Origin of the sequence: Enterococcus mundtii, from assembly GCF_002947535.1 — a bacterium.
Taxonomy (GTDB): domain Bacteria; phylum Bacillota; class Bacilli; order Lactobacillales; family Enterococcaceae; genus Enterococcus_B; species Enterococcus_B mundtii_B.
In genome coordinates, this window is sequence record NZ_PUAP01000028.1 from 1 (window position 1) to 21,208 (window position 21,208).

Sequence of the window (21,208 nt, forward strand, 5' to 3'; positions counted from 1 at the left end):
TAATTCAATGGGTATTCTTCTATAAATAAAACATCAAGTGTTTAAAAATAGTTTGTATAGTTTGAGGTGGAAGTGGCTGAATTTAAATGGGTGATTCTATCCATTAGAAGCGTCCAGTCCTCTTGTGTAGGGATATTAGGTAAGCGGTGGATCGGACATGGGAAATCTTCTTTTAGATATAAATCATAGTTACAGATGATCAGGCTGGCTTGATGATCATTGATCTCTTTTTTTGTTACTGGTTGCTCGATCAAAAACTTGACTGAGATTTGTCGCAAGAAGAGTAATTCTGCTTCTTGAATGATATAATCGTCCATTGACGGACAACTTTGTAGCGCTACGATGACTCTAAGAGGTTGCTGTGACTTGATTCGCAAAATTGTTGCATGGAATGTGGTCAAACTAGCTGCTAAATGATCAAGATGTGTAAATTCAAACATTGGATTTATTTTTAATCGCTCTAGCTGTTGGAACCAAAGATGATAAAGCTCTGGATATTTTTCTTTCATTAGATCGATCAAAGTAACAGAAGTCATTTCATAAGACGGGCTCATCTTTGAAAGCAATCTAGTATTGATCAAAAAGGCTTCAATTTTATCTAAAGCCCCATTATCTAACATTTGCTTAGGAAAAACTTGTAATAAAATACGTTGGACTGCATCGACCACCACTGCACCTTCTTGACAACGAAAAGCATATGCTCGTTCTTCATCTAATCCTTGCCAATTTGAATAAGAGACACAATGTAAAAAAACAAGATATAGCCATAGCGATTCTGATTCAGGAATCGTTAGCTTGAAGAGTGAAGAGTAATAGGATGCAATCAAATGTTCAATCAGTTGATAGCCTCGATTATTTTTAATTAAAGCGACCGTACTTTCTTTTAAGTGACAAAAGTTTTTAGACTGCCCTCTAACTTTAGCGATCGATAACCAAAGTGAAAAACGAAAATGGCTAAAATGCAGGAAATTTATTCCGCTTTTTCGACCATGATCGATAATGGTTTGCGCATGATGGTCGCTATCGGAATCGATGATCTGACTATCACCAAAGCTTGAATAAAAAGAGAAGAGTAAAAAACGAATATCCTCTTCTTTCCCGATGAAAGTGAGGGGGCCGGTTGCGATGGAAATGCGATATTCTTTTAGCACTTCGTTCATATGACGAATGATATTAAAAATTGAACTACGAGAGATCATCAAGTGTTCAGATAATTGTTCCGTGCTATAGGTTTTATCATGAAGCAATAAGTCCATCATACGATAAATGGTTGTATCTTTAGCTAGTAGAGTGATCACTGAATCGACAGAGATTTCTTGAGGATCAATTTGTAAGAATCCTTGTTCATTGTAAGTGATCTGAAAATCGATCTCAGGTAAGTTATGATTGATAATGTCGATATCTTTTCGTAAAGTTGGTTTTGATGTTCCTAACTTTTGAGATAAATCGCTGAGCGTTAAATTTTTACCTTGGTGCGTACGTATAAACTGTAATAAGTTATACTGTCTTTTGAATTGATTATCTAATTGTAGTGTCATAGGTAAATTATTCATAAGTGAAACCTTTCTTTAATTCAATTATAGGTGTTGAAAAATAAGTACTCTCTAGAAAATAGAAATAAAGTTATTACTAATAGTGTATTAGTTATTTAAAATTTAATCAATCTTTTTATCATTATTTTCACATTTTTATTTAATTTTAGTGGACGATCAATAATTTACTAGGATTTTTTTAGATATTTTCTTTGTGAATTCTTGATTTATAGTGATAAATTCTATTTTCAAACTAAAGTAAATATTATTTTAAATAGAAAAAACGTTATGTTGAATCAGTTGGTATATAAAATAAATAATGAATATTATTAGAGTTATGTAATGTTTTGTCATTATAAAAAGTTATTTATTTGTTTAATCTAATCTTATTTTAAATAAAAACTTATTTTATGTGGTATAAGCGCATATAGATTTATTCAGATGGGAAAGACTGATTTCTAGCAGTAGTAGAAAGTTTCGATTTAATAGTGTTAAGAGAGAGAAATATTTTGTAGTGAAATAAATAAAATTAAATTACTAAATATTTAGTAAAATAAATCGTTTTCTTTTCTTGTGAGTCACGTTATAATAGATAAAAATACTCACTAGGAGGTAGCGAAATGACGAAGTTAACATTAGCGATTTATGATAAAGATGGCGTTCTAAGAAAGAATTTCCAAGGGGAAGAAGAAATTGAAAAAGATTTAATTGTGACAGCGGAAAAGTTTGTGCATTTGTCGATGAGAAAATTTGAGTACCAAGAAGGGGATCAGATCATTGTTGAAACAGATGAGCCTGGGAGCTACTTATGGGTCAAACTTGATGAAACTTTAGAAAGCTCTCTTGTCTATCTACCAGGAAATAAATGGACGTATGAAGTTTCTTTTCGTTCTAATCGTATCAAAGCTAGACCGGAGACTCGTTTTTCTGGTGGACGTCATTATGTTAGTGTTCGTTGTGCGTCGGAAGATGAGGTGAAGATGTATCGTAACTTAGCATTGAATCCTCATGATCAAAAAGAAGAAACGGGTGCTTATCCGCATGCGAGTGCAAATGTGGAAACAAGAAATGATGCCACTTTTTTTGCGTGTAATGCAATAGATGGCGTATACGCAAATCATTCTCATGGTTCATACCCGTTTCAATCTTGGGGCATCAATCAGCAAGCCGATGCAGCTTTGACAATTGATTTCGGACGAATGGTTCAATTGGATAAAGTGGTGTTCACGTGGCGCGCAGACTTTCCTCATGATAGTTACTGGACGAATGTTACGATTCAGTTTGACGATGGAACAAGCGAAACATTTGCGACCGAGAAAACTGCTCGTCCACAACATTTTTCATTTCCAGCAAGAAAGACCAAATCTATTCATTTTTGTGACCTTATCCAAGCAAATGATCCATCGCCGTTTCCTGCATTGACGCAAATTGAACTGTGGGGCATGAATGATCGACCAATGAAAGGATAAGCAATGAAAAAACGTTTTTTGATGCAACTGTTGGAAGCAAAAAAGGAGTATCTTACGAATAAAGTAGTTCCGGAGTTGCCAGTTTCTGGATATAGAGATTACTTGACGACTGGAGAACGATTGAGTTTTGAGAAGGCTTACTTTGCTAGGCGGAAACATGCTACTGTCTTGGCGTTATCCTTATTGCAAAAAAAAGAAGCCGAGGTAGTTGAGGGATTAGAACAAGTTTTGTGGGAGATCTGTAATGAGTATAGTTGGAGTTTACCAGCCCATTTACCAATTGAAGCGAACCACTTTCGTTTGGATGCCCCAACATGGATTGACTTATTTGCAGCTGAGACAGGTCAAATGTTAGCGGAGATAGTAAAGCTATTTAAGAAAGAATTATCTGAAACCTTGACGTTTCGAATCCAGTCGGAAATCGATCGACGACTCTTCGTTCCTTTTGTAACAAAAACATGGCCGTTTGAATCATTTGAAAATAATTGGAGTGCGGTTGTAGGTAGTTCGATCGGTATGGCTGCCTTGGATATACTAGAAAAAGGCGTGGGTTTACAGGTGAAGATATTGATGAAGGTAGATCACTGTATGGCGTCTTATTTACGTAGTTTTGGTGTGGATGGTGCATGTGAAGAGGGTGTCAGTTATTGGGCATACGGGTTTGGTTATTATATTTATTTTGCAGAAAAATACCAACAAGTTTATGATGATGACCGCTATCTGGTGGATGATAAAGTAAAAAAAATCGCGGTTTTCCCTAATTATGTGATGATCGCTGAAACAGAGGCTATACCGTTTTCCGACTACCACCCAGCGGACTTACCAAGTGGATTATTGAGTTTCTGTCAGAAAAGGTTCCATGTCGCAATTCCCGAAGTTAGGATGATCAATGACTTAGATTTTGATCCTTGCTATCGTTTTGCTCCATTATTACGTAATTTACTCTGGTCAAAAAGACATATTGTGAATGATCAAAAAGAAGTCCTTCATTATTTCGAGGATGTAGCATGGGGCGTTCTTCAATCTACAAAGGAAAATCTGGTGTTTGCAGCAAAAGGAGGACGAAATGATGAAAGTCATAATCACTTGGACATCGGTCATTTCGTATTTGGCACGAAAGAAGACTTATTTCTTACCGATCTTGGAGCGGGAGAATATACAAAGGATTATTTTGACGAAGAAAAACGCTATCGTCTATTAGTCAACAGCGCACTTGGACATAGCATTCCTATCATTGCGAACAATTACCAATTACCTGGAGCTGTTTCAGCGGAACATACGAGTTTTCAATCAACGAGAACTGGTGGAGTCTTCAAGACAGAATTGGCTTCCACGTATCCTTCGCAGATAGGACTACTCCAGATGGATCGGACATTAGAAGTGGATCGTTTGAAACGACAAATTTTGTTGAGGGATGCGTTTAAATTCGCAAAAGAAAATCAGTTAGTCATTGAAAATTTTATAACGACGAATCCAGTGGAAGTTAAGGGAAAAACGGTGTGTATAGTAGGGGCAAAAGAAAAGTGTGAGATGTATTTTTCAGAACCTGTCCAATTGATTAAAGAGACTTATTTCGATCACTATGGTCAAAAGAATGAAGCTACGTTGATCCAAGCGACCTACGAGTTGCAAAGAGAAGAAACGATCCAAATCGAGATCGCGATCAAAAGTAAATGAGAAAAAAGGAGAGCGTCTTCAGCAATAAACGTGTGACTTGTTCAAAGTAGAAGAGGTTGTGACTCGCGCATCTGCGAAACCGAATAAATGGTATTTCAGAAGCAAGTCCTTCGTAAATAAGCTAGAAAACCCAAAAGTTTGAAAAATTCGGGTTTTCTAGCTTATTTCTCGGAAGTACATATTTCTACTAAGATTTCTTATTATTTGGCTGGGTAGTTGAACCACGGACGACTAATTCTGTATCTAATAGGATTCGTTTTGCGATGCCAGGGGTGTGGATACGTTCATGTAAGAGATTGATACCCGTTTCGCCCATTTCCTCTGTATAAGCTCTGACCGTTGAAAGTGGTGGCGTGATGTAGCGAGAAATGGATAAATCATTGATGCCCATCACGCTGATTTGTTCAGGTACTTGAATGTGATGAGCGTTCAACGTATGGATAATACCGATAGCAAAGGCATCATTTGCGGCTAAAATGGCAGTTGGTAGATCTTCTTGCCACTGGGTCAATGCTTTTTCAGTTAATGCTTCACTGGTTTTAACGTCAAGAGAACTGTTTTCTTTTACGAAAAAGTAGTCTTCATCAAACAAATGATGATGCTTCATCATGTCAATATACGTATTTGTCGTGGGTGTTTTGTAAGGTCGATACCCATAGAGATTGTCACTTTCTTCGGCACCGATATAGGCAATCTTTTTATGTCCTAAATCTAAGAGATGATTAAGCGCAACTTCAGTGGCTTGACCAAAATCAGTATTGACACAGTCGTAATCATGAAAAGGGAAATTTGATCCAACTACACATAGATTCGGCGCAGTGGTATTTAATTCATCGATTTTTTCTTGCGTGAATTTACCGATCGCTAAGACGCCATCGACTGCTTGTATTTGATGTTGTTCATTTTGTGAAAAGTTAGTGACATGGTAGCCAAGTTCCACCGCACGTTTTTCCGCGGCTAAACGAATGGACATGTAATAAATATCTTCTAGTTCTTCGTCACTCGTGCGCCAGGTGATCAAACCAATGACACCATTTTTTTTCGAAAGTTCATTCGTTGAGTTGGAATTACCACTTTTTCTGGCTTTCTTTTTATATTTAGTATAGTTCAGCTTTTCTGCAATTTCGAAGACTTTACGTTTTGTTTCTTCAGTTGCTGAGAGTGTATCATCATAATTCAAAACGCGTGAAACAGTAGAAATCGATACGCCTGCTTCCTTTGCGATATCGGTGATCGTCGCCATAAGGTACCTCCGGATAATAGACTTTATTAATTATAGTATAGGTAATTTCAGTAAAAAGGCAAGTAAAAATGTTTATTTTTTTACCAAAAAAATGTTGACTTTTTACTAATTTTAGGTAAAATTTAGTAAAAGAAAACGATTTCAGTGGGAGGGTAGAACAATCAAACGATTTCTATTCAAGTTACAAATCATTCTTATCGTGAGTTTCTGTACTGGATGTCAAATAAATAGTCGACAGCAAGAGAAGGCTTTTGAGGATCAAATCAAAGAAGAAATCCAGCAAAAGGCGCATGTTTTTACTGAAAAAGAATATCAGTCAGCAGAGGTCCCTTTGCATCAGTGGGTAAAAATCGAAGGAAAAATTATTCAATCAGATGGACAAAAACAAATAGAAAAGGGCGATCGCTTTATTCTTAGGAGTGGTTCAAGTGATTACCAAGTGTTCAATGAACAAGCAACAACAATCAATGTGGGCGATGAAGTGATCGTTTACGGAGAATATTATGGGTTTATCAAAGGAATACTAATCGAAAGGAAGAACCTACATGCAACAATTTCGTACGAAAAAACAATGGCAAGAAAATTTTCAACAGTTGATGGCGCCTTTACGTCCTTACTACAAAAATGAGCCGGGTAAATTAAAATTAGGAACACATGGGACGGTCTATTCGGAGGCAATAAGGGAAGTCGAAGCATTTTTACGTCCACTATGGGGATTTGGTCCTTATCTAGTCGATGAAGATGACGATGAATTAGTATCGGATTATTTAAATGGGATCATCGCAGGAACTGATCCACAGAGTGATGAGTATTGGGGGACAGTAACAGACTACGACCAGTTGATTGTCGAGATGGCTTCAATAAGTACGACGTTGCTTTTGAATCCTAAAAAAATCTGGGGACGTTTATCTTCGATTGAGCAGACGAACCTTGCAGACTGGTTATTCACAGTGAATACACGTAAAATCCCTAAAAACAATTGGTATTTCTTCCGTATATTAGTGAATATCGCATTGAAAAAATGTGGCAAGCCCTACTCGCAGCAACAAATCGATCAAGATTTTGAAGTGATCGAGCATTTTTATAATGGCAATGGTTGGTATTTTGATGGGGCAGATACGCAATATGATTACTACGTCTCGTTTGCGATCCATTATTACAGCTTAGTATATGCCCATTTTATGGCAGAGGAAGATCCAGTCCGCACAAAACGGATCAAAGAACGCGCCGTTCTTTTTGCCCAAACATTTAAATATTGGTTTGATGCAAATGGCGAAGCATTACCTTTTGGTCGTAGCTTGACTTATCGCTTTGCCCAAGCGAGCTTTTTCAGTGCATTGGTGTTTGCGAATGTGGAAGCACTCCCTTGGGGTGAAATCAAAGGGTTGCTTAGTCGTCATTTAGAAAATTGGATGGATAAAGAGATTTTCTCGACAGATGGCATACTAACGGTTGGATATCATTATCAAAATCTAGTGTTTGGAGAAGGGTATAATGGACCAGGTTCTCCTTATTGGGCAATGAAGAGCTTTCTCTTATTGGCTGTACCTGATGAGCATCCTTACTGGCAAGCAGAAGTACGTCCGCTACAAATCGAAGAAAAGACGCTAGCGTTGCCGGAAAGTAAAAATTTTTATCAGTATAATCAGTCATTAACACATCTACAAGCTTTCCCAGCTGGGCAGTTTGTCAATCAGCAAAGCTTCCCACATGCCAAATATAGTAAATTCGTCTATTCAACACGTTTCGGTTTCAGTGTCCCAAAATCTGATTATTGGTATTACGAAGGTGCCTATGATAGCACGTTGGCTTTGGCAAAAGATGGTCACTATTTCCGTCCAAAAGGGTTAGACCTTGATTTCTCCATTCTACCTGATCGTATCATCCATGAATGGTCTCCTTGGGAAGACGTCAAAATCCGTTCGACGATCATTCCATTGGAAAACTGTCACGTCAGAGTCCATGAAATTGACACAACTGCTCCTATACAAGCACATGATGGAGGTTTTAGTGTCCCTCTCGAACAGACTTTACCAAAAGCAGATGCGTTAAGTATCGAAGCAAAAACAAGTATCGGAATATCGAAGATCGAAGGAATCATCGGATATGAAAAAGCAGATGTCGTGCGAACAGAACCGAATACGAATCTCTTTTACCCTCGTACGATGTTACCTTTTGTCTCAGCTGAGATTGCCTCAGGCAAACACTTGCTTGTGTCCCTTGTTTCAGGGACTTTACCGGATGAAACAGTAATCCAGCCAGTTATTGAGCAAAAAGGACAAAAATTACTGATCCAACAAAAGAATCAAACGATCGAACTGACGATTAGATAATGGAGGTAGGAATGACACAATTGGAATGGTTGACACATGAAATCGACTTTGTAACTGATAAAGTCAAAAAAAATCTGACACTTTTTCAAGATACCGTACCACCTGCTGCGAGCGTAGACCTTGTCTACGTTCCAGAGGAAAACACAGATTGGACAGCTAGTTTTTGGATAGGCATGCTCTTTTTAGTAAAAGAACTGACGAAAGATCCAGCGGTCGATGCAACGATTGAAAAACAACTGGCATCTTTTCGCCAACGCCTTGAAAAAGATATTGCGCTTGAAACACATGATATCGGCTTTTTATACACACTCTCAGCAGTCGCTGATTATCAAGTGAACCGGCGGGAATCTTCAAAGGAGTTAGCGATCCAAGCAGCAGATCGGTTGATGAAGCGTTATGACGTTAAGACACAGATCATCCAAGCTTGGGGAGATTTGAAGGATGAGCACCAACGGGGGCGTATGATCATTGATTGCTTGATGAACTTACCGCTTCTGTATTTTGCTTCTAATATGACGGGAGAGAGCAGTTACAAAGAAGCTGCCTATGCCCATGCCAAACAAACACAACGTTACATCGTTCGTGATAATTTTACGACATACCATACGTATTATTTTGATCCGAAAACTGGCGAAGCAATCGGTGGCAAGACACAACAAGGGTTTGCAGATGATTCTTGCTGGGCACGTGGTCAAGCTTGGGGGATTTATGGGTTTACATTGAGTTACAATCATACGGGCGATTACACGTTTTTAGAAACAGCTAAAAAGTTAGCTGACTATTTCATTGATTGCTTACCGGAAGACAATATCTGTTATTGGGATTTAGTGTTTCATGATGGCAGTGGTGAAGAAAGGGATACTTCGGCTGCTGCAATCGCTGTGTGTGGTTTATTGGAACTGGCGAAGCAACTACCATTAAGCGATCCGAAAAAGGAAGAGTATCAAACTGTTGCTATCGCAATTATGAAAACGTTATCAACTAATTATACAAGTGTGGATTCGCCACAATCGAACGGCTTGTTACTTGAAGGAGTCTATGACAAAAAATCAAACAAAGGAGTGAAGGAGTGCATGATCTGGGGGGATTACTACTATGTGGAAGCCCTGATAAGACTGAAAACAGTTTGGTACAGTTACTGGTAAAACTACGATTAAATGAAATGGAGGGAATTGGAACATGAAATTTTTGAAAAAAAGTTTAGTTGCTGCGTTACTTGTTGGTGGGGGGCTTTGGTTAGGTGCATGCGGGAATGAAAACCAAGCACAAGATCAAACGGACGGAACAGTATTGACAGTCAGTACGTGGAATTATGAAACCACACCAGAATTTGACAAACTTTTCCGAGCATTTGAAAAGGAAAACCCTGGGGTAACCGTGAAACCAGTCGATATTGCTTCAGATGATTATGATACGAAATTGACCACGATGTTAGCCAGTGGAGACACAACGGATGTGTTGACGATGAAAAATCTATTGTCTTATTCAAACTATGCATTAAGAGATCAATTGGTTGATCTGTCTTCCCACATCAAAGACTTAGACACAGCGCCAGCGATAGAAAGTTATGAGATGTATGACATTGATGGGAAAACATATGCGCAACCTTACCGTACGGATTTTTGGGTACTCTATTATAACAAAAAGTTATTCGATGAGGCAGGATTGCCTTACCCAGATAATTTGACTTGGGAAGAATACGAAGACTTGGCGAAAAAACTTTCAAAACCAGAAGAGCAAGTATACGGGGCTTACCAACATACTTGGCGCTCGACTGTTCAAGCGATTGCTGCTGCACAAAATAATAAAAATCTAGTCGAGCCAGATTATGGATTTTTAGATGAGTATTATGATCGTGTATTGCGGATGCAAGAAGAGCAAGCACAGATGGACTTTGGTACAGCTAAATCGACGAATGTGACCTATCAATCTCAATTTGAAAACTCCAAGGCAGCCATGATGTATATGGGTTCTTGGTACATGGGCGCATTATTGACAAATATTGATGCAGGAACAACAGATGTGGAATGGGGGATTTCTCAAATGCCACAAAACGAAAAAGGACAGGAAATCCAAACATTTGGTTCACCAACAGCCTTTGCGGTCAATAAAAACTCGAAACAACAAGAACTAGCACAAAAGTTCCTGGATTTTTGCTCGGGTGAAGCGGGAGCTAAAGTGTTAGCAGAAGTAGGTGTAGTACCGTCTTACCGAACAGATGCCATCAATGAATTGTACTTTAGCCGCAAAGGAATGCCAAATGACGAAGTCTCGCAAACAGCCTTCAAGCCGGAGAAGATCGCCATTGAGTTTCCAGTGGACGAAAATGGACCAGCTATTGATAAGATTTTACAAGAAGAACATGAGTTGATTTTAGTTGGAGACGAAACACCAAAAGAAGCAATTGGTAATATGGAAAAACGAGTAAAACAGGAAAGTGAATAAACAGGTCTGTGACGGTTTGTCGTACGTATGAATGAGCTTTTTCATATTGACACCAACTAATCGAAGGGGATAGATGATTTCCCCAATACCTTGTCAACTATATGCTGAAGGAGGAATCACTGTGCCTTCAGTGTATAGCTAACAGGAATACCTGTCATTGCTTTTAATGAAAGGGGGAGCGTTAAAAGAACCAGTTGGTTTTTTTGACATCAAGCTATGGAAGTAACGAAATCAGCTTCACATAAATTAAAACGTAAAAATACGTTGATTGCCTGGTCATTTATTGCACCGAACTTTATTGGATTTTTGATTTTTACTTTAGTACCAGTTGTTTTTTCATTGGTGTTGGCCTTTATGAAATGGGATTCCTTTAGTACACCCGAATTTGTTGGTATACAAAATTTTAGTCGTATGTTATCAGATGATACATTTTGGATCTCTCTTAAAAATACCTTTTTGTATACGATTGGTGTAGTACCGTTGACCTTGATTTGTTCATTAGGATTGGCGATTTTATTGAATCAGAAAATCAGAGGAGTCAAATTTTTCCGGACAGCTTTTTTCTTTCCATATGTCACATCATTAGTGGCAATCGCAGTGGTGTGGAGCATGTTGTTCCATCCTACCATGGGACCGATCAACCAATTTTTGCGTCTGGTCATCGAAAATCCTCCAGGCTGGTTGTCTAGTTCAGATTGGGCGTTGACAGCGATCATTATTGTTAGTGTCTGGCGAGGAATGGGGTACTACATGATTTTATACTTAGCTGGATTACAAGGTATCTCCAAAGAATTATACGAAGCAGCTGCGATGGATGGCGCAAATAAATGGAAACAATTCATACACATCACCGTACCTGCATTACGACCAACGACCTTTTTTGTAACGATCATGTTAGTCATCAACTGCTTCAAGATTTTTGACCTTGTTCAAGTGATGACCGATGGAGGACCGGGGCGTGCGACCAATGTGTTAGTTTATCAAGTTTATAATGAAGCATTCGTAAAATTCAATTTTGGCTATGCTTCAGCGATCGCTATGGTCTTATTTGTCATCGTCCTTGTGATTACAGTGATCCAATTTAAATGGAATCAGATCCAAGAGAAAGTCTAAGGGAGGAGAACGGATGAATAATCGATCAGAAAAAAAATCATTTCATAAAATTTTAGTATTTACGTTACTTCTAATTTTTTCACTGCTCACCTTGATCCCTTTTATCTGGATGATCTCGGCGTCATTCAAAGCGAACAATGATGTCTTTTCGGTTCCGATCCAGTGGATACCTAAAACCTGGCACCCAGAAAACTACTCGATCATTTGGACACGCATTCCATTATTGACCTTTTTCAAAAACACGGCTATTTTAAGTATCGTGATCACGTTGATCCAGTTATTTACATCAAGCTTTGCTGCTTATGGTTTCTCTAAAATGCACTTTAAAGGAAGGAACCTGCTTTTTCTTGCATATATTGGTACGATCGCTGTTCCATGGCAATCCTATATGATCCCACAATTTATCATGATGCGGCAATTAGGATTATCTGATACGTTACTTTCTTTGATTTTGTTACAAGCATTTAGTGCATTTGGTGTGTTTTTATTGAAACAATACTATAGTAGTATTCCTGATTCTCTTTGTGAAAGTGCAAGAATCGATGGGTTGACCGAATGGGGCATCTATCGCAAGATCATCTTACCATTGACTAAACCAGCTTTAGCGAGTTTGACAATCATCACTTTTGTCAATACATGGAATGACTACATGGGACCATTCATTTATCTGTCATCTACAGAAAACAAAACGATCCAATTAGGATTGAAAATGTTCGTTGGCTTGTACGATACGGAATATGCCTTGATCATGGCAGCGTCTGTGTTGTCTGTTTTACCAGTTGCGATTGTCTTTTTAGCCATGCAAAAATATTTTGTTGAAGGTATTGCTTCTTCTGGGGTCAAAGGATAGAAAGGAAAGACTATGTTTAAAAAGCAAACATTTGAAACGAACGTTTACATGAAGCTGTTTCGTTTAGCATATTGTTTTCTGGCGGGCAATCTATGCTTATTACTTGTGAATCTCCCATTTTTTTTAGTCGTAGTAACCACTGCGATCGATATCAGGAATAGCCTCTTTTTCTTAGGAAGTCTGTTTTTTTTCTTACCTGCCACCATGACAATTTTTGCCTGGTTCGTCGAGGGAATCCAAGAAAACGAAGTTCCAATCAAAACTTTTTTTCAACTGTATCGCTCGTTGTGGAAAAAAAGTATGTACTTAAGTGGTCCAGGCTATCTCGTGATCGTGATTGCTTTTGTCGATATCCTTTTTTTCATGCACCAACCAATCGGAAAATGGCTCAGTCCTTTCTTTTTCTTATTGATCATCTTAGCTATTAGTCTGATCGCGAATAACTTTTATCTCCAAGTAAGAAATCCAGAAATCTCCATACGAAAAATCTACCACGTCTCTTTCTATTATGTATTGAAAAAGTGGTACATTAGTTTATTGAATACTGTTTTGGTGTTTCTTTTGCTGATCGTGATGGTCGTTAAGCCCCAATTTGGTTTCTTACTCACTCCCTGTTTATTTCTAGGCTTGATTTATTTGAACTGTAAGCAGACCTATCGACATTTAAGTCAAAATCAGTAGACGCTAAAGAATAAAAAATTTGAAAAACAACCAGCCCCCAAAAGTGAGACCAAAAATCTAACTTTTGGGGGCTAATCATTTTGAATAATATTCATTGATCAGTGCCACGAAGATATAGGGGAAAGTTCAATAGATACTAGAATCGAAAGCTTTTTCCAACCAATAGCCATAGGACAAGTGGTATCAGGAACAGCCCGCTTGCAGTCATGATCCAATCAATTGAGATGACATCTGCTAATGGACCTAAAATCAACATCGTAGCCGGTGAAGCAATACTGATTGCCATTGTTACTAAACTCATGACACGCCCCATATGTGCATGATCGGTTTTTGCTTGGAAGAATGAAACCATAGCAGTTCGTGAGATGGGCACAACAAAACCAATTGCTACCATCATGGCGAAATACAGCCAGAAATTTGATGTCAGACCTAACAAAATAAAAGGGATGACCAACAATGAATAGCCTAAAGCAATTGTCTTGATTTTGTTCTTGAAGCCTCCCCATGTACTCATCACAGATCCTCCAACTAACATCCCAGAAGCAAAACCAATCTCAATGGCCGATAGCTGCCACAACCCGTCATGAAAATTACGAGTGATTTGTAAAGGCGCTAAATTTGCAGCAGGTGTAGAAAACACACTGCCCATAAAACCAGCAAGGATCAGTGCAATCAGGATTTTATGAATACGTAGGTATTTGATACCTGATTTTATTTCGGCTAACACGTTTATTTTATTTGTGTCTAGAGATTTCAATGGGGGAACTGTTACTCGGAAAAACAGCATAGTCACACCGATAACTGCTGTCACAAAGTCGATCATCAATATCATCTCTAAAGGTAAAACGGTCAGTAATGTCGCTGCTAATGCAGGACTTGCAAGCATCATCACAGCTTGGATCGTTTGATCAATGCCGTTGATTCTTACTAAGTGCTTTTCTTTGGCGATTTGTGGAATGATCGAAGAAACAGCAGGCGTTTGAAATCCTTGGCCTACAGAGCGAATGAATATCAGCACCAATAATAAGAAAAGGTTATGCTCCATTTCTTTGTTTATCATCAATAAAATCGCCATGAACAAAGAAGCAAGCGCAACGCAGCTATCAGATAAAATAGCGATTTTTTTTCGGTCGTAATGATCAGCAAGTGCTCCCGCAAAAGGCATGACTACGATCATTGGCAAGATGCCAAGAGCGCTCATCAAACCAACCATCGTTCCTGATTGTGTTGATAATGTGACATGCCAAATAATAGCATACTGTACTAACATCGTTCCGATCATTGAGATGGCTTGCGAAGTTAGTAAGTATGCTATGTTCGTTTTCCAATTCTTTTCATCATAAATAGTTTTTGACATTTGTATTCTCTCCCTTTTTATATAAATCATGTGCTTAACAATTTATATGCCCAAAAGGGTTTTTCGGAGAATGTGTCCTAATTGCTGACATGAATTTATCATATTTGAAAAAGTTTGTAAAGAATAAATAGGAGGGAAGTATTTATGCAAACGATTATGATACTAAAAAGATCTTTTATTAGGAATGTAATAAATAACAATGTAAAAATGATAGGATGAGTGACATAATCAATCGTTCTAAGATTTAGTGGTGAAATTGAAACTTCTAATATAAAGATGAATCAATCGAATTGAATTTGGATTTGCATAAAAATAAACAGGTATTAAATAACGGTGTTATCTGGTGGGGATAGCTGATAAATTGTTTGTAGGATGTTCTCAAGTTTTTCGTTTTTTGATTGTATTTGACGTATCTATTAAATAGAGAAGCGAAACTTTGTTTTTGAAAGGAAAAGAGGAATAGATGAGAAAACAAATAAACAAACGACTTGTAATAGGTATAGCAGTGCTGATCAGTTTGGTAATGATTGGAATCGGCGGGAAAGTATACATCGATAAGAGAGAAGAAAGAAAAGCACAAGAATTGTTAATCGCAGAAAAAGAATCGGTCCAAGCTTTGAAAAATACATTTGCGGATATTGCAGAAGTGAAAATTGAACAATTTGATAGAAATGAAATGACTGGATTTTATGGAGCAATGGTCACAATGACAAATATTAAAGGAGAGTCAGTCTATTTTGATTATGGCTTTATATCACAAACAAATAAATTAGGCGCTTATGGAATAGAAGATATAGATATGCAAAAAGAAGGAATAACCACAAGAAAAATAAAAGTAACTTATAGTAATGGTCAGGAAGAAGAGGGATGATTCTTGTGAAATAGTCAGTTTGGTATATTGGCGATAGTCTAAGAAGCGAGAGGGATTATGAAAAAACGAATGAATAAACAACTGTTAATAGGTATCACAGTCATGCTCAGTTTGGTAATAATCGTAATTGGAGGGACAGTATATATGGATAAGAGAGAAGAAAGAAAAGCACAAGAATTATTAATCGCAGAAAAAGAATCGGTCCAAGCTTTGAAAAATACATTTGCGGATATTGTAGAAGTGAAAATTGAGGATACAGCTTATAACAATATGACAGGTTCATATAGAATGCTTGTTACTATGAAGAATATCAAAGACCAATCTGTTTATTTTTCGTATGGATTTGGAAAGCATAGCCGAAAAATGGGGGATTACGGAATAGAAGATAGCAGTGTACAGATTGAAGGAGTTACAAAAAATAAAGTCAAAATAATTCATTCAAACGGTAAGGTGGACTATGTATGAAAATTACAGATAAAAATTATAACAAATTAAATGAAGTAGTGTATAGAATAGACCCTAACCACCTTTACTATGATCCTACTTTAAAAGAAGGAGAAATACGGAAATTTAGCGGGACTACATTCAAAATACTAAAACTCAAAGAAAACTCGAAAACAGATGGCATGCAAGCTGTGGCAGTTGCTCCGTTGGATGAAAAAGGGAACGTTGATACTTCCCAAGTAGTGATTTCTTATGCAGGAACAAATACATCAGATATTAAGGATATAGAAAATGAAAAAACGAATGAATAAACAACTGTTAATAGGTATCACAGTAATAATCAGTTTGGTAATAATCGTAATTGGAGGGAAGGCATATATGGATAAGAGAGAAGAAAGAAAGGTACAAGAATTGTTAGCAGTCGAGAAGCAATCCGTCCAAGTGTTAAAAAATACATTTGCGGATATTGCAGAGATAAAATTTGAAGGTTCTGCTAAAAATGACATGACAGGTTCGTATAGATTATTTGTAACAATGAAAAATCTAAAAGGACAATCAGTTTATTTTTCGTATGGATTTTGGAAAGAATCTAATAAGTTAGGAGATTTCGGGGTTGAGGATAGGGCGATACAGATAAAAGGTATTACTAAAAATAAAATAAGAGTAATTTACACTAATGGCAATGAAAAAGAGGTTTGACCTAGGTGAAATAGGAATTGTAGTGTATTGGCGATAGTCTAAGAAGCGAGAGAAATTATGAAAAAACGAATGAATAAACAAATCTTAATAGGTATCACGGTCATAATCAGTTTGGTAATAATCGTAATTGGAGGGAAAGTATATATGGATAAGAGAGAAGAAAGAAAAGCCCAAGAATTGTTAGCAGTAGAGAAACAATCGGTGCAAGCTTTGAAAAATACATTTGCGGATATTGCAGAGGTAGAAATTGAACAATTTGTTAAGAACGACAAAACAGGTACATATGGTGGTTTTATCAGAATGACAAATAAAAATGGAGAATCAGTTAGTTTTGATTATCTTTTTTCAAAAAATTCCATGAAGATTGGGGGATATGGTTTAGAAAACGAAAAAGTCCAAAAAAGTGGGAGAACTACTGAAAAAATAAAAGTAGTCTATTCAAACGGTAAAGGTGAGGAAATATGATTTTAACTGATGAAAATTATAGATATTTAAGTGAGTATATTTATTGGACAGACCCTAAACATCCTAAACATAATAAAAATTTTAGAGAAGGTTCTATAAAATTTATTTGCGGGAAAAAATTCAAAATACTAAAACTTAAAGAAAACTCTAAAACAGATGGCATGCAAGCTATGGCAGTTGCTCCGCTGGATGAAAAAGGGAACGTTGATACTTCCCGAGTAGTGATTTCTTATGCAGGAACAAATACATCAGATATTAAGGATATAGAAACAGATTTACGAACGATTGCTGGTCTTTTCGATAAATCAGATAGTCCAGCGGTTTCTTTAGTAACCAGGCAAGCACGTTTTTCGGGTCAATTGACGTCTGCCACTGAGTTTGCGAAAGAGGTAAAGAATGAGTATAAAGACGCTGAAATTTCTACAACTGGGCACTCATTAGGACAGTATCTAGCCTTGTATGTCGCAGCTGAAAACCAATGGAAAAATGTGGGGTTCAATGGACCAGATCCTTACGAACTATTATCTCCAGAAGCCAAAAAATGGATAAAGGAAAATCCAGGGATGTTGACGAATTATCGTAACCGGGGTGATTTCATTGGTAATCTAATGGGAGATGGTACAGGGGCAGAAATAAAAGTAAGCATGGAAATGGGGTTAATAAATCCGTTAGATTATCATGATTTAGATGATTGGAGATTTGATGAACAAGGAAACCTGATTATTCCAGAGAACGACTACAACATAAAAGCAAGTACACAACAGGAAAAACATAAAGCAATGGGTGATTTCTCAAGTCATTTGGGAACGTTGAAAAAATGGCGTGAGAAGTTTACTGCGAGTGGAGGACATTTATCAGCGAATGAGCGAATTTATTTGAATCATAGTCAAACAAAGGTAGTTGTAGAAACAATGGGACGAAAGACTAAAAGTGCAATGGAAGAAGTCATTCGAATCAATCAGAGTAGTATTGAACGAATCGAAATGAATTGGGCAGAAGAGGTACGAAGAGCGGAACATGCTGCACCTTCTTTGACTGCTTGGGAAGTAAAAGAAACATTGGCATCTGTTGGCGTGACATGGGAAACACACGTAATGACGCCAAAGGAAAAGTGTCAACAAAGAATCCAAAAAGCCAGACGAAAAGGCGAACGCTATGACGAATTGGCGAAAGAAATCAAAAATAAAATCGATGATTTAGTCGCACGAGATCAAGAATTAGCCAATCAACTAAAGGGATGAGGGAAGAAAATGACGATTGAAGAGTTGCAAGCAGACTATCAGAGAAAACGAATCAAACTAGAAGAAGAGGAAGACTTGTTGCGTTATTTCAACCGAAAAGGAGAAGAAGTAGTTGAACAATCTGAACAACTGTTAAGGCGAAGTCTAAATGGGTTAGCCCTTGATGACGAACCATTGATGAGAGCAAGGAAACAATATCAGATTGCAGAAGAGCAATATAAGTCAGCACTAAATTCAGAACGACGCCAGTTACATCAACGATTCGATGATTTAGAACGAGAATATCAAGCGGCTTATCGAATGTTAAATCAGTGATAAAAGAGAAATAATTACATAGAAACATACCAACATGTCATTTTAAACGGATCAATAATGCATATCTTCTGGTTGAGGGGAAATTATATTAAAAGTTAATTCTGCTTTACTCGATGAAAGTGGAGTTTAAAATTCGAATTTGCCATGTTTGGCAATTGTCTCATATAGATTAGTCTATAAAAATGTATCAATCAGAGGAGCAATTTAAGAATGATTGAGGAACGCTTTCGTCGGTTATAGCGTAAAGTCTCTCAAAAATAAGAGATAGATAAGGAGGAAACTAGTTTGTCAAAATATATAACCTCTATAAATTAGATGTTAGATAACTTTATCTTGAGGAACTACTTATAGATTTTTGGCAACGGGAAGTCATGGATGAATTAGAAGATTTGTTAAATGAATTAAGAAAAACTTTAGAGCGATGGAATGTTCAAACTGTGGGAATTGCCATGCAGGGAAAATTAGCGGCAGAAAAGAAAACGACGGATAAAACCCATAAGGATGCGGTAAAGGAAGCGGAAAATTCATTTTCTAGTAGTCGTGATCAGTTAGAAAATTCTTTAAAAGGAGGATTTGCCAAAAAGGTAATAGAAGTATTCGATGAACAAGAAAAAGAATTGAAAGTGTTTGAATAAGTCAGTGTTATCATGAGAATAATAAGTGTTAGTTTGGCGGGCTGTTCACTCTGTGTTTATTTTTATAATTGATTTATCCGAACTGCAAGCTACCTTGTCCAACAAGTGAAGTTAAAATGTAAAAAAGAACTTGAGAAAAACGATTTGTTTTCCCAAGTTCTTTTTCGATGTTGGATGATGGATTTCGTTTCAAAAAACACGCTATGCGTTAGTCTAAAGTATCAAGCCATTGCTTGGCATGGGTCAGCTCATCCAACGTTAATTGATGTCCTTGATTGGTGACTTGTGTTGTTACTTTGGCGCCTCGTAAATCAAATTCGCGAACTAATTGGCTAAATGAAGTATTAGAAACGATTGGATCTCCTTCGCCAAAAGATAACCAGACAGAAGTGTCAGGAAGTTCTGGTTTTTCTTGGTACTCATTTAAGGACATCGGGTGAAAAAATAGTCCTTTTTTTAGTTCTGTCTGTTGATCCAACATGATATGAGCGGCAATATTTGCCCCATTTGAAAATCCAACAACGATCCAATCATTTAATGGAATATCCTGTGAGCGACTGATATCCTTGATTTCATTATACAGATTTGTGGATTCTTCAGCTAAACTTTCATAATCGAATTGGTTCAAGCCATTTCTTTTGAAAAAACGATTCAAACCTTGTTCATTGATATTTCCTCTAAAGGATAAAAGCGTACTCTCAGGTGCAAGAAACTCTGCAATTTCCAAAAGTGAGTGCTCATCGCCGCCAGTTCCATGAAGTAAAATCAATTTTTTTTGTGTTGCTTTTCCTTGTCTATAAAGATACTTCAAATGACTCACTCCTGTCGTCGTTAATCTACCCGTTTTTGGTTCGCATCGCGAGTGTCAAATGGTCGAACATACGCTTCGATTTCTTTTCTTTTTGCTTCCAATAATGGTGGCAAAGCAAGGATCTCTCCAGCTGTTTCAGCGGGTTCATCTCCAAAGAATCCAGGGCCATCAGTGGCTAATTCAAATAAGACATGAGTAGAAGCTAAGAAGTACTCAGATTCAAAGTAAAAGCGATCAACAAATCCAGAGCTAGGTAGGGACGTTTGGTTGATTTTATTGATCCAAAACTGTAGTGCTTCATGATCAGCGACGCGTAAAGCGAGGTGATGGACATTGCCGTACCCTTCGATGGCTTTGGGTAGATCGGCACGATGTTCCACGATGATACTAGCGCCGTTTCCACCAGCACCGACTTCAATTAAATAAAAATCATCCACTTGTTCGATTTCTTTAAAACCGAGTAAGGCCAGCAATACTGTTCGGATCGGCTCAAGATCACTCACACGTACAATGACCGGACCAAGTCCAGTGATTGCCATGTCTGTAGGGATACTACTGTTTTTCCAAGGAACACCCGCAGGAATGCCGCTATTTTTTTCATCCGAAATCAATTGATACGCTTGTTCATCGAAATCTTCGAATTCAAGATATTTCTTACCAAAACGTTCTTTGATCTCAGAATGAGTGATTTGGTATTTTTCAAAGCGAGCCAACCAATAGTCTAATGCTGTATCGGAAGGAACACGAAAAGAGGTGCGAGCGATCGTATCCGTTCCTTTCGTTCCTTTTGGCTGATTAGGAAAATCAAAAAAAGTCATATCTGTACCGGCAGAGCCATGTTCGTCGGTGAAATATAAGTGGTAAGTTTCAATATCATCTTGATTCACTGTCTTTTTGATCAAACGCATGCCTAAAATGTCTGTAAAGAAGCGATAGATTTTTGCTGCGCTAGATGTCATTGCTGTCACATGGTGGACGCCTCTGATTGTTGTATCCATAATTTATCCTCTTTTCTTTTAACTTACAA

22 protein-coding genes are annotated in these 21,208 nt (G+C 37.5%); 17 read left to right on the forward strand and 5 right to left on the reverse strand.

Annotated elements, in window-relative coordinates:
• Nucleotides 1-41: 41 nt before the first annotated feature.
• Nucleotides 42-1,553 (reverse strand): helix-turn-helix domain-containing protein, encoded by a 1,512-nt coding sequence (locus CUS89_RS09725; RefSeq protein WP_104871969.1) that lies wholly within the window; start codon nucleotides 1,551-1,553, stop codon nucleotides 42-44.
• A gap of 599 nt (nucleotides 1,554-2,152) precedes the next feature.
• On the opposite strand from CUS89_RS09725, the gene CUS89_RS09730 reads away from it, so the two are divergent.
• Both CUS89_RS09730 and CUS89_RS09735 read left to right on the forward strand, forming a co-directional pair.
• Entirely contained in the window at nucleotides 2,153-3,001 is an 849-nt protein-coding gene (locus CUS89_RS09730) for a hypothetical protein (RefSeq protein ID WP_104871970.1), read from the forward strand.
• A gap of 3 nt (nucleotides 3,002-3,004) precedes the next feature.
• Nucleotides 3,005-4,678 carry a heparinase II/III family protein gene (locus CUS89_RS09735; RefSeq protein ID WP_104871971.1) on the forward strand — a complete coding sequence of 558 codons (1,674 nt, stop codon included), beginning with the start codon at nucleotides 3,005-3,007 and terminating at the stop codon, nucleotides 4,676-4,678.
• Nucleotides 4,679-4,865: 187 nt separating this feature from the next.
• Here the strand turns inward: CUS89_RS09735 and CUS89_RS09740 are convergent, their stop codons facing one another.
• Nucleotides 4,866-5,921, reverse strand: coding sequence for a LacI family DNA-binding transcriptional regulator (locus CUS89_RS09740; protein ID WP_104871972.1), 1,056 nt, complete (start codon nucleotides 5,919-5,921; stop codon nucleotides 4,866-4,868).
• A gap of 199 nt (nucleotides 5,922-6,120) precedes the next feature.
• On the opposite strand from CUS89_RS09740, the gene CUS89_RS09745 reads away from it, so the two are divergent.
• The 7 genes from CUS89_RS09745 to CUS89_RS09775 all read left to right on the forward strand — a co-directional run bounded on the left by CUS89_RS09745 (nucleotide 6,121) and on the right by CUS89_RS09775 (nucleotide 13,343).
• A complete protein-coding gene (locus CUS89_RS09745) occupies nucleotides 6,121-6,549 on the forward strand; it encodes a hypothetical protein (protein ID WP_181055348.1) in 429 nt (142 codons plus the stop codon).
• Nucleotides 6,467-8,254, forward strand: a complete 1,788-nt coding sequence (locus CUS89_RS09750; protein ID WP_104871973.1) for a DUF2264 domain-containing protein — start codon at nucleotides 6,467-6,469, stop codon at nucleotides 8,252-8,254. Before CUS89_RS09745 ends, CUS89_RS09750 begins: the two co-directional genes overlap by 83 nt.
• A gap of 11 nt (nucleotides 8,255-8,265) precedes the next feature.
• Complete coding sequence (locus CUS89_RS09755; RefSeq protein ID WP_104871974.1) at nucleotides 8,266-9,399, forward strand: glycoside hydrolase family 88 protein; 1,134 nt, start codon at nucleotides 8,266-8,268, stop codon at nucleotides 9,397-9,399.
• Between the two features lie 34 nt (nucleotides 9,400-9,433).
• The gene (locus CUS89_RS09760) at nucleotides 9,434-10,699 is read left to right on the forward strand and encodes an ABC transporter substrate-binding protein (protein WP_104871975.1); all 1,266 of its coding nucleotides are present in this window, start codon (nucleotides 9,434-9,436) and stop codon (nucleotides 10,697-10,699) included.
• A 216-nt stretch (nucleotides 10,700-10,915) separates the two neighbouring features.
• Nucleotides 10,916-11,812 carry a carbohydrate ABC transporter permease gene (locus tag CUS89_RS09765; RefSeq protein WP_104871976.1) on the forward strand — a complete coding sequence of 299 codons (897 nt, stop codon included), beginning with the start codon at nucleotides 10,916-10,918 and terminating at the stop codon, nucleotides 11,810-11,812.
• 13 nt (nucleotides 11,813-11,825) lie between these two features.
• Nucleotides 11,826-12,662 (forward strand): carbohydrate ABC transporter permease, encoded by an 837-nt coding sequence (locus CUS89_RS09770; RefSeq protein ID WP_104871977.1) that lies wholly within the window; start codon nucleotides 11,826-11,828, stop codon nucleotides 12,660-12,662.
• 12 nt (nucleotides 12,663-12,674) lie between these two features.
• On the forward strand, nucleotides 12,675-13,343 hold the full coding sequence (locus CUS89_RS09775) for a DUF624 domain-containing protein (RefSeq protein ID WP_104871978.1): 669 nt from the start codon (nucleotides 12,675-12,677) through the stop codon (nucleotides 13,341-13,343).
• Nucleotides 13,344-13,479: 136 nt separating this feature from the next.
• On the opposite strand, the gene CUS89_RS09780 is transcribed toward CUS89_RS09775, so the two are convergent.
• Nucleotides 13,480-14,700, reverse strand: coding sequence for an MFS transporter (locus CUS89_RS09780; RefSeq protein WP_104871979.1), 1,221 nt, complete (start codon nucleotides 14,698-14,700; stop codon nucleotides 13,480-13,482).
• A gap of 463 nt (nucleotides 14,701-15,163) precedes the next feature.
• Between CUS89_RS09780 and CUS89_RS09785 the strand changes: the two genes are divergently transcribed.
• From CUS89_RS09785 to CUS89_RS09820, 8 genes are all read left to right on the forward strand, one after another.
• Nucleotides 15,164-15,571 carry a hypothetical protein gene (locus tag CUS89_RS09785; RefSeq protein WP_104871980.1) on the forward strand — a complete coding sequence of 136 codons (408 nt, stop codon included), beginning with the start codon at nucleotides 15,164-15,166 and terminating at the stop codon, nucleotides 15,569-15,571.
• A gap of 144 nt (nucleotides 15,572-15,715) precedes the next feature.
• The gene (locus tag CUS89_RS09790; RefSeq protein ID WP_308726890.1) at nucleotides 15,716-16,036 is read left to right on the forward strand and encodes a hypothetical protein; all 321 of its coding nucleotides are present in this window, start codon (nucleotides 15,716-15,718) and stop codon (nucleotides 16,034-16,036) included.
• Entirely contained in the window at nucleotides 16,033-16,326 is a 294-nt protein-coding gene (locus CUS89_RS09795; RefSeq protein WP_104775695.1) for a hypothetical protein, read from the forward strand. Before CUS89_RS09790 ends, CUS89_RS09795 begins: the two co-directional genes overlap by 4 nt.
• A complete protein-coding gene (locus CUS89_RS09800; protein WP_374955054.1) occupies nucleotides 16,319-16,714 on the forward strand; it encodes a hypothetical protein in 396 nt (131 codons plus the stop codon). The genes CUS89_RS09795 and CUS89_RS09800 overlap by 8 nt, the downstream gene beginning before the upstream one ends.
• A gap of 69 nt (nucleotides 16,715-16,783) precedes the next feature.
• Nucleotides 16,784-17,179: a hypothetical protein gene (locus CUS89_RS09805; protein WP_374955055.1), complete on the forward strand. Its 396-nt coding sequence runs from the start codon at nucleotides 16,784-16,786 to the stop codon at nucleotides 17,177-17,179.
• Nucleotides 17,176-18,420, forward strand: coding sequence for a lipase (locus CUS89_RS09810; RefSeq protein WP_104871984.1), 1,245 nt, complete (start codon nucleotides 17,176-17,178; stop codon nucleotides 18,418-18,420). The genes CUS89_RS09805 and CUS89_RS09810 overlap by 4 nt, the downstream gene beginning before the upstream one ends.
• Nucleotides 18,421-18,429: 9 nt before the next feature.
• Complete coding sequence (locus CUS89_RS09815) at nucleotides 18,430-18,735, forward strand: hypothetical protein (RefSeq protein WP_104871985.1); 306 nt, start codon at nucleotides 18,430-18,432, stop codon at nucleotides 18,733-18,735.
• Between the two features lie 371 nt (nucleotides 18,736-19,106).
• Nucleotides 19,107-19,370, forward strand: a complete 264-nt coding sequence (locus CUS89_RS09820; RefSeq protein ID WP_071866319.1) for a hypothetical protein — start codon at nucleotides 19,107-19,109, stop codon at nucleotides 19,368-19,370.
• A 208-nt stretch (nucleotides 19,371-19,578) separates the two neighbouring features.
• Here CUS89_RS09820 and CUS89_RS09825 read toward each other — a convergent pair whose 3' ends face one another.
• Nucleotides 19,579-20,181 carry an alpha/beta hydrolase gene (locus CUS89_RS09825; protein WP_065096603.1) on the reverse strand — a complete coding sequence of 201 codons (603 nt, stop codon included), beginning with the start codon at nucleotides 20,179-20,181 and terminating at the stop codon, nucleotides 19,579-19,581.
• A gap of 20 nt (nucleotides 20,182-20,201) precedes the next feature.
• Nucleotides 20,202-21,179, reverse strand: coding sequence for a ring-cleaving dioxygenase (locus CUS89_RS09830; RefSeq protein ID WP_104871986.1), 978 nt, complete (start codon nucleotides 21,177-21,179; stop codon nucleotides 20,202-20,204).
• Between the last annotated feature and the right edge of the window lie 29 nt (nucleotides 21,180-21,208).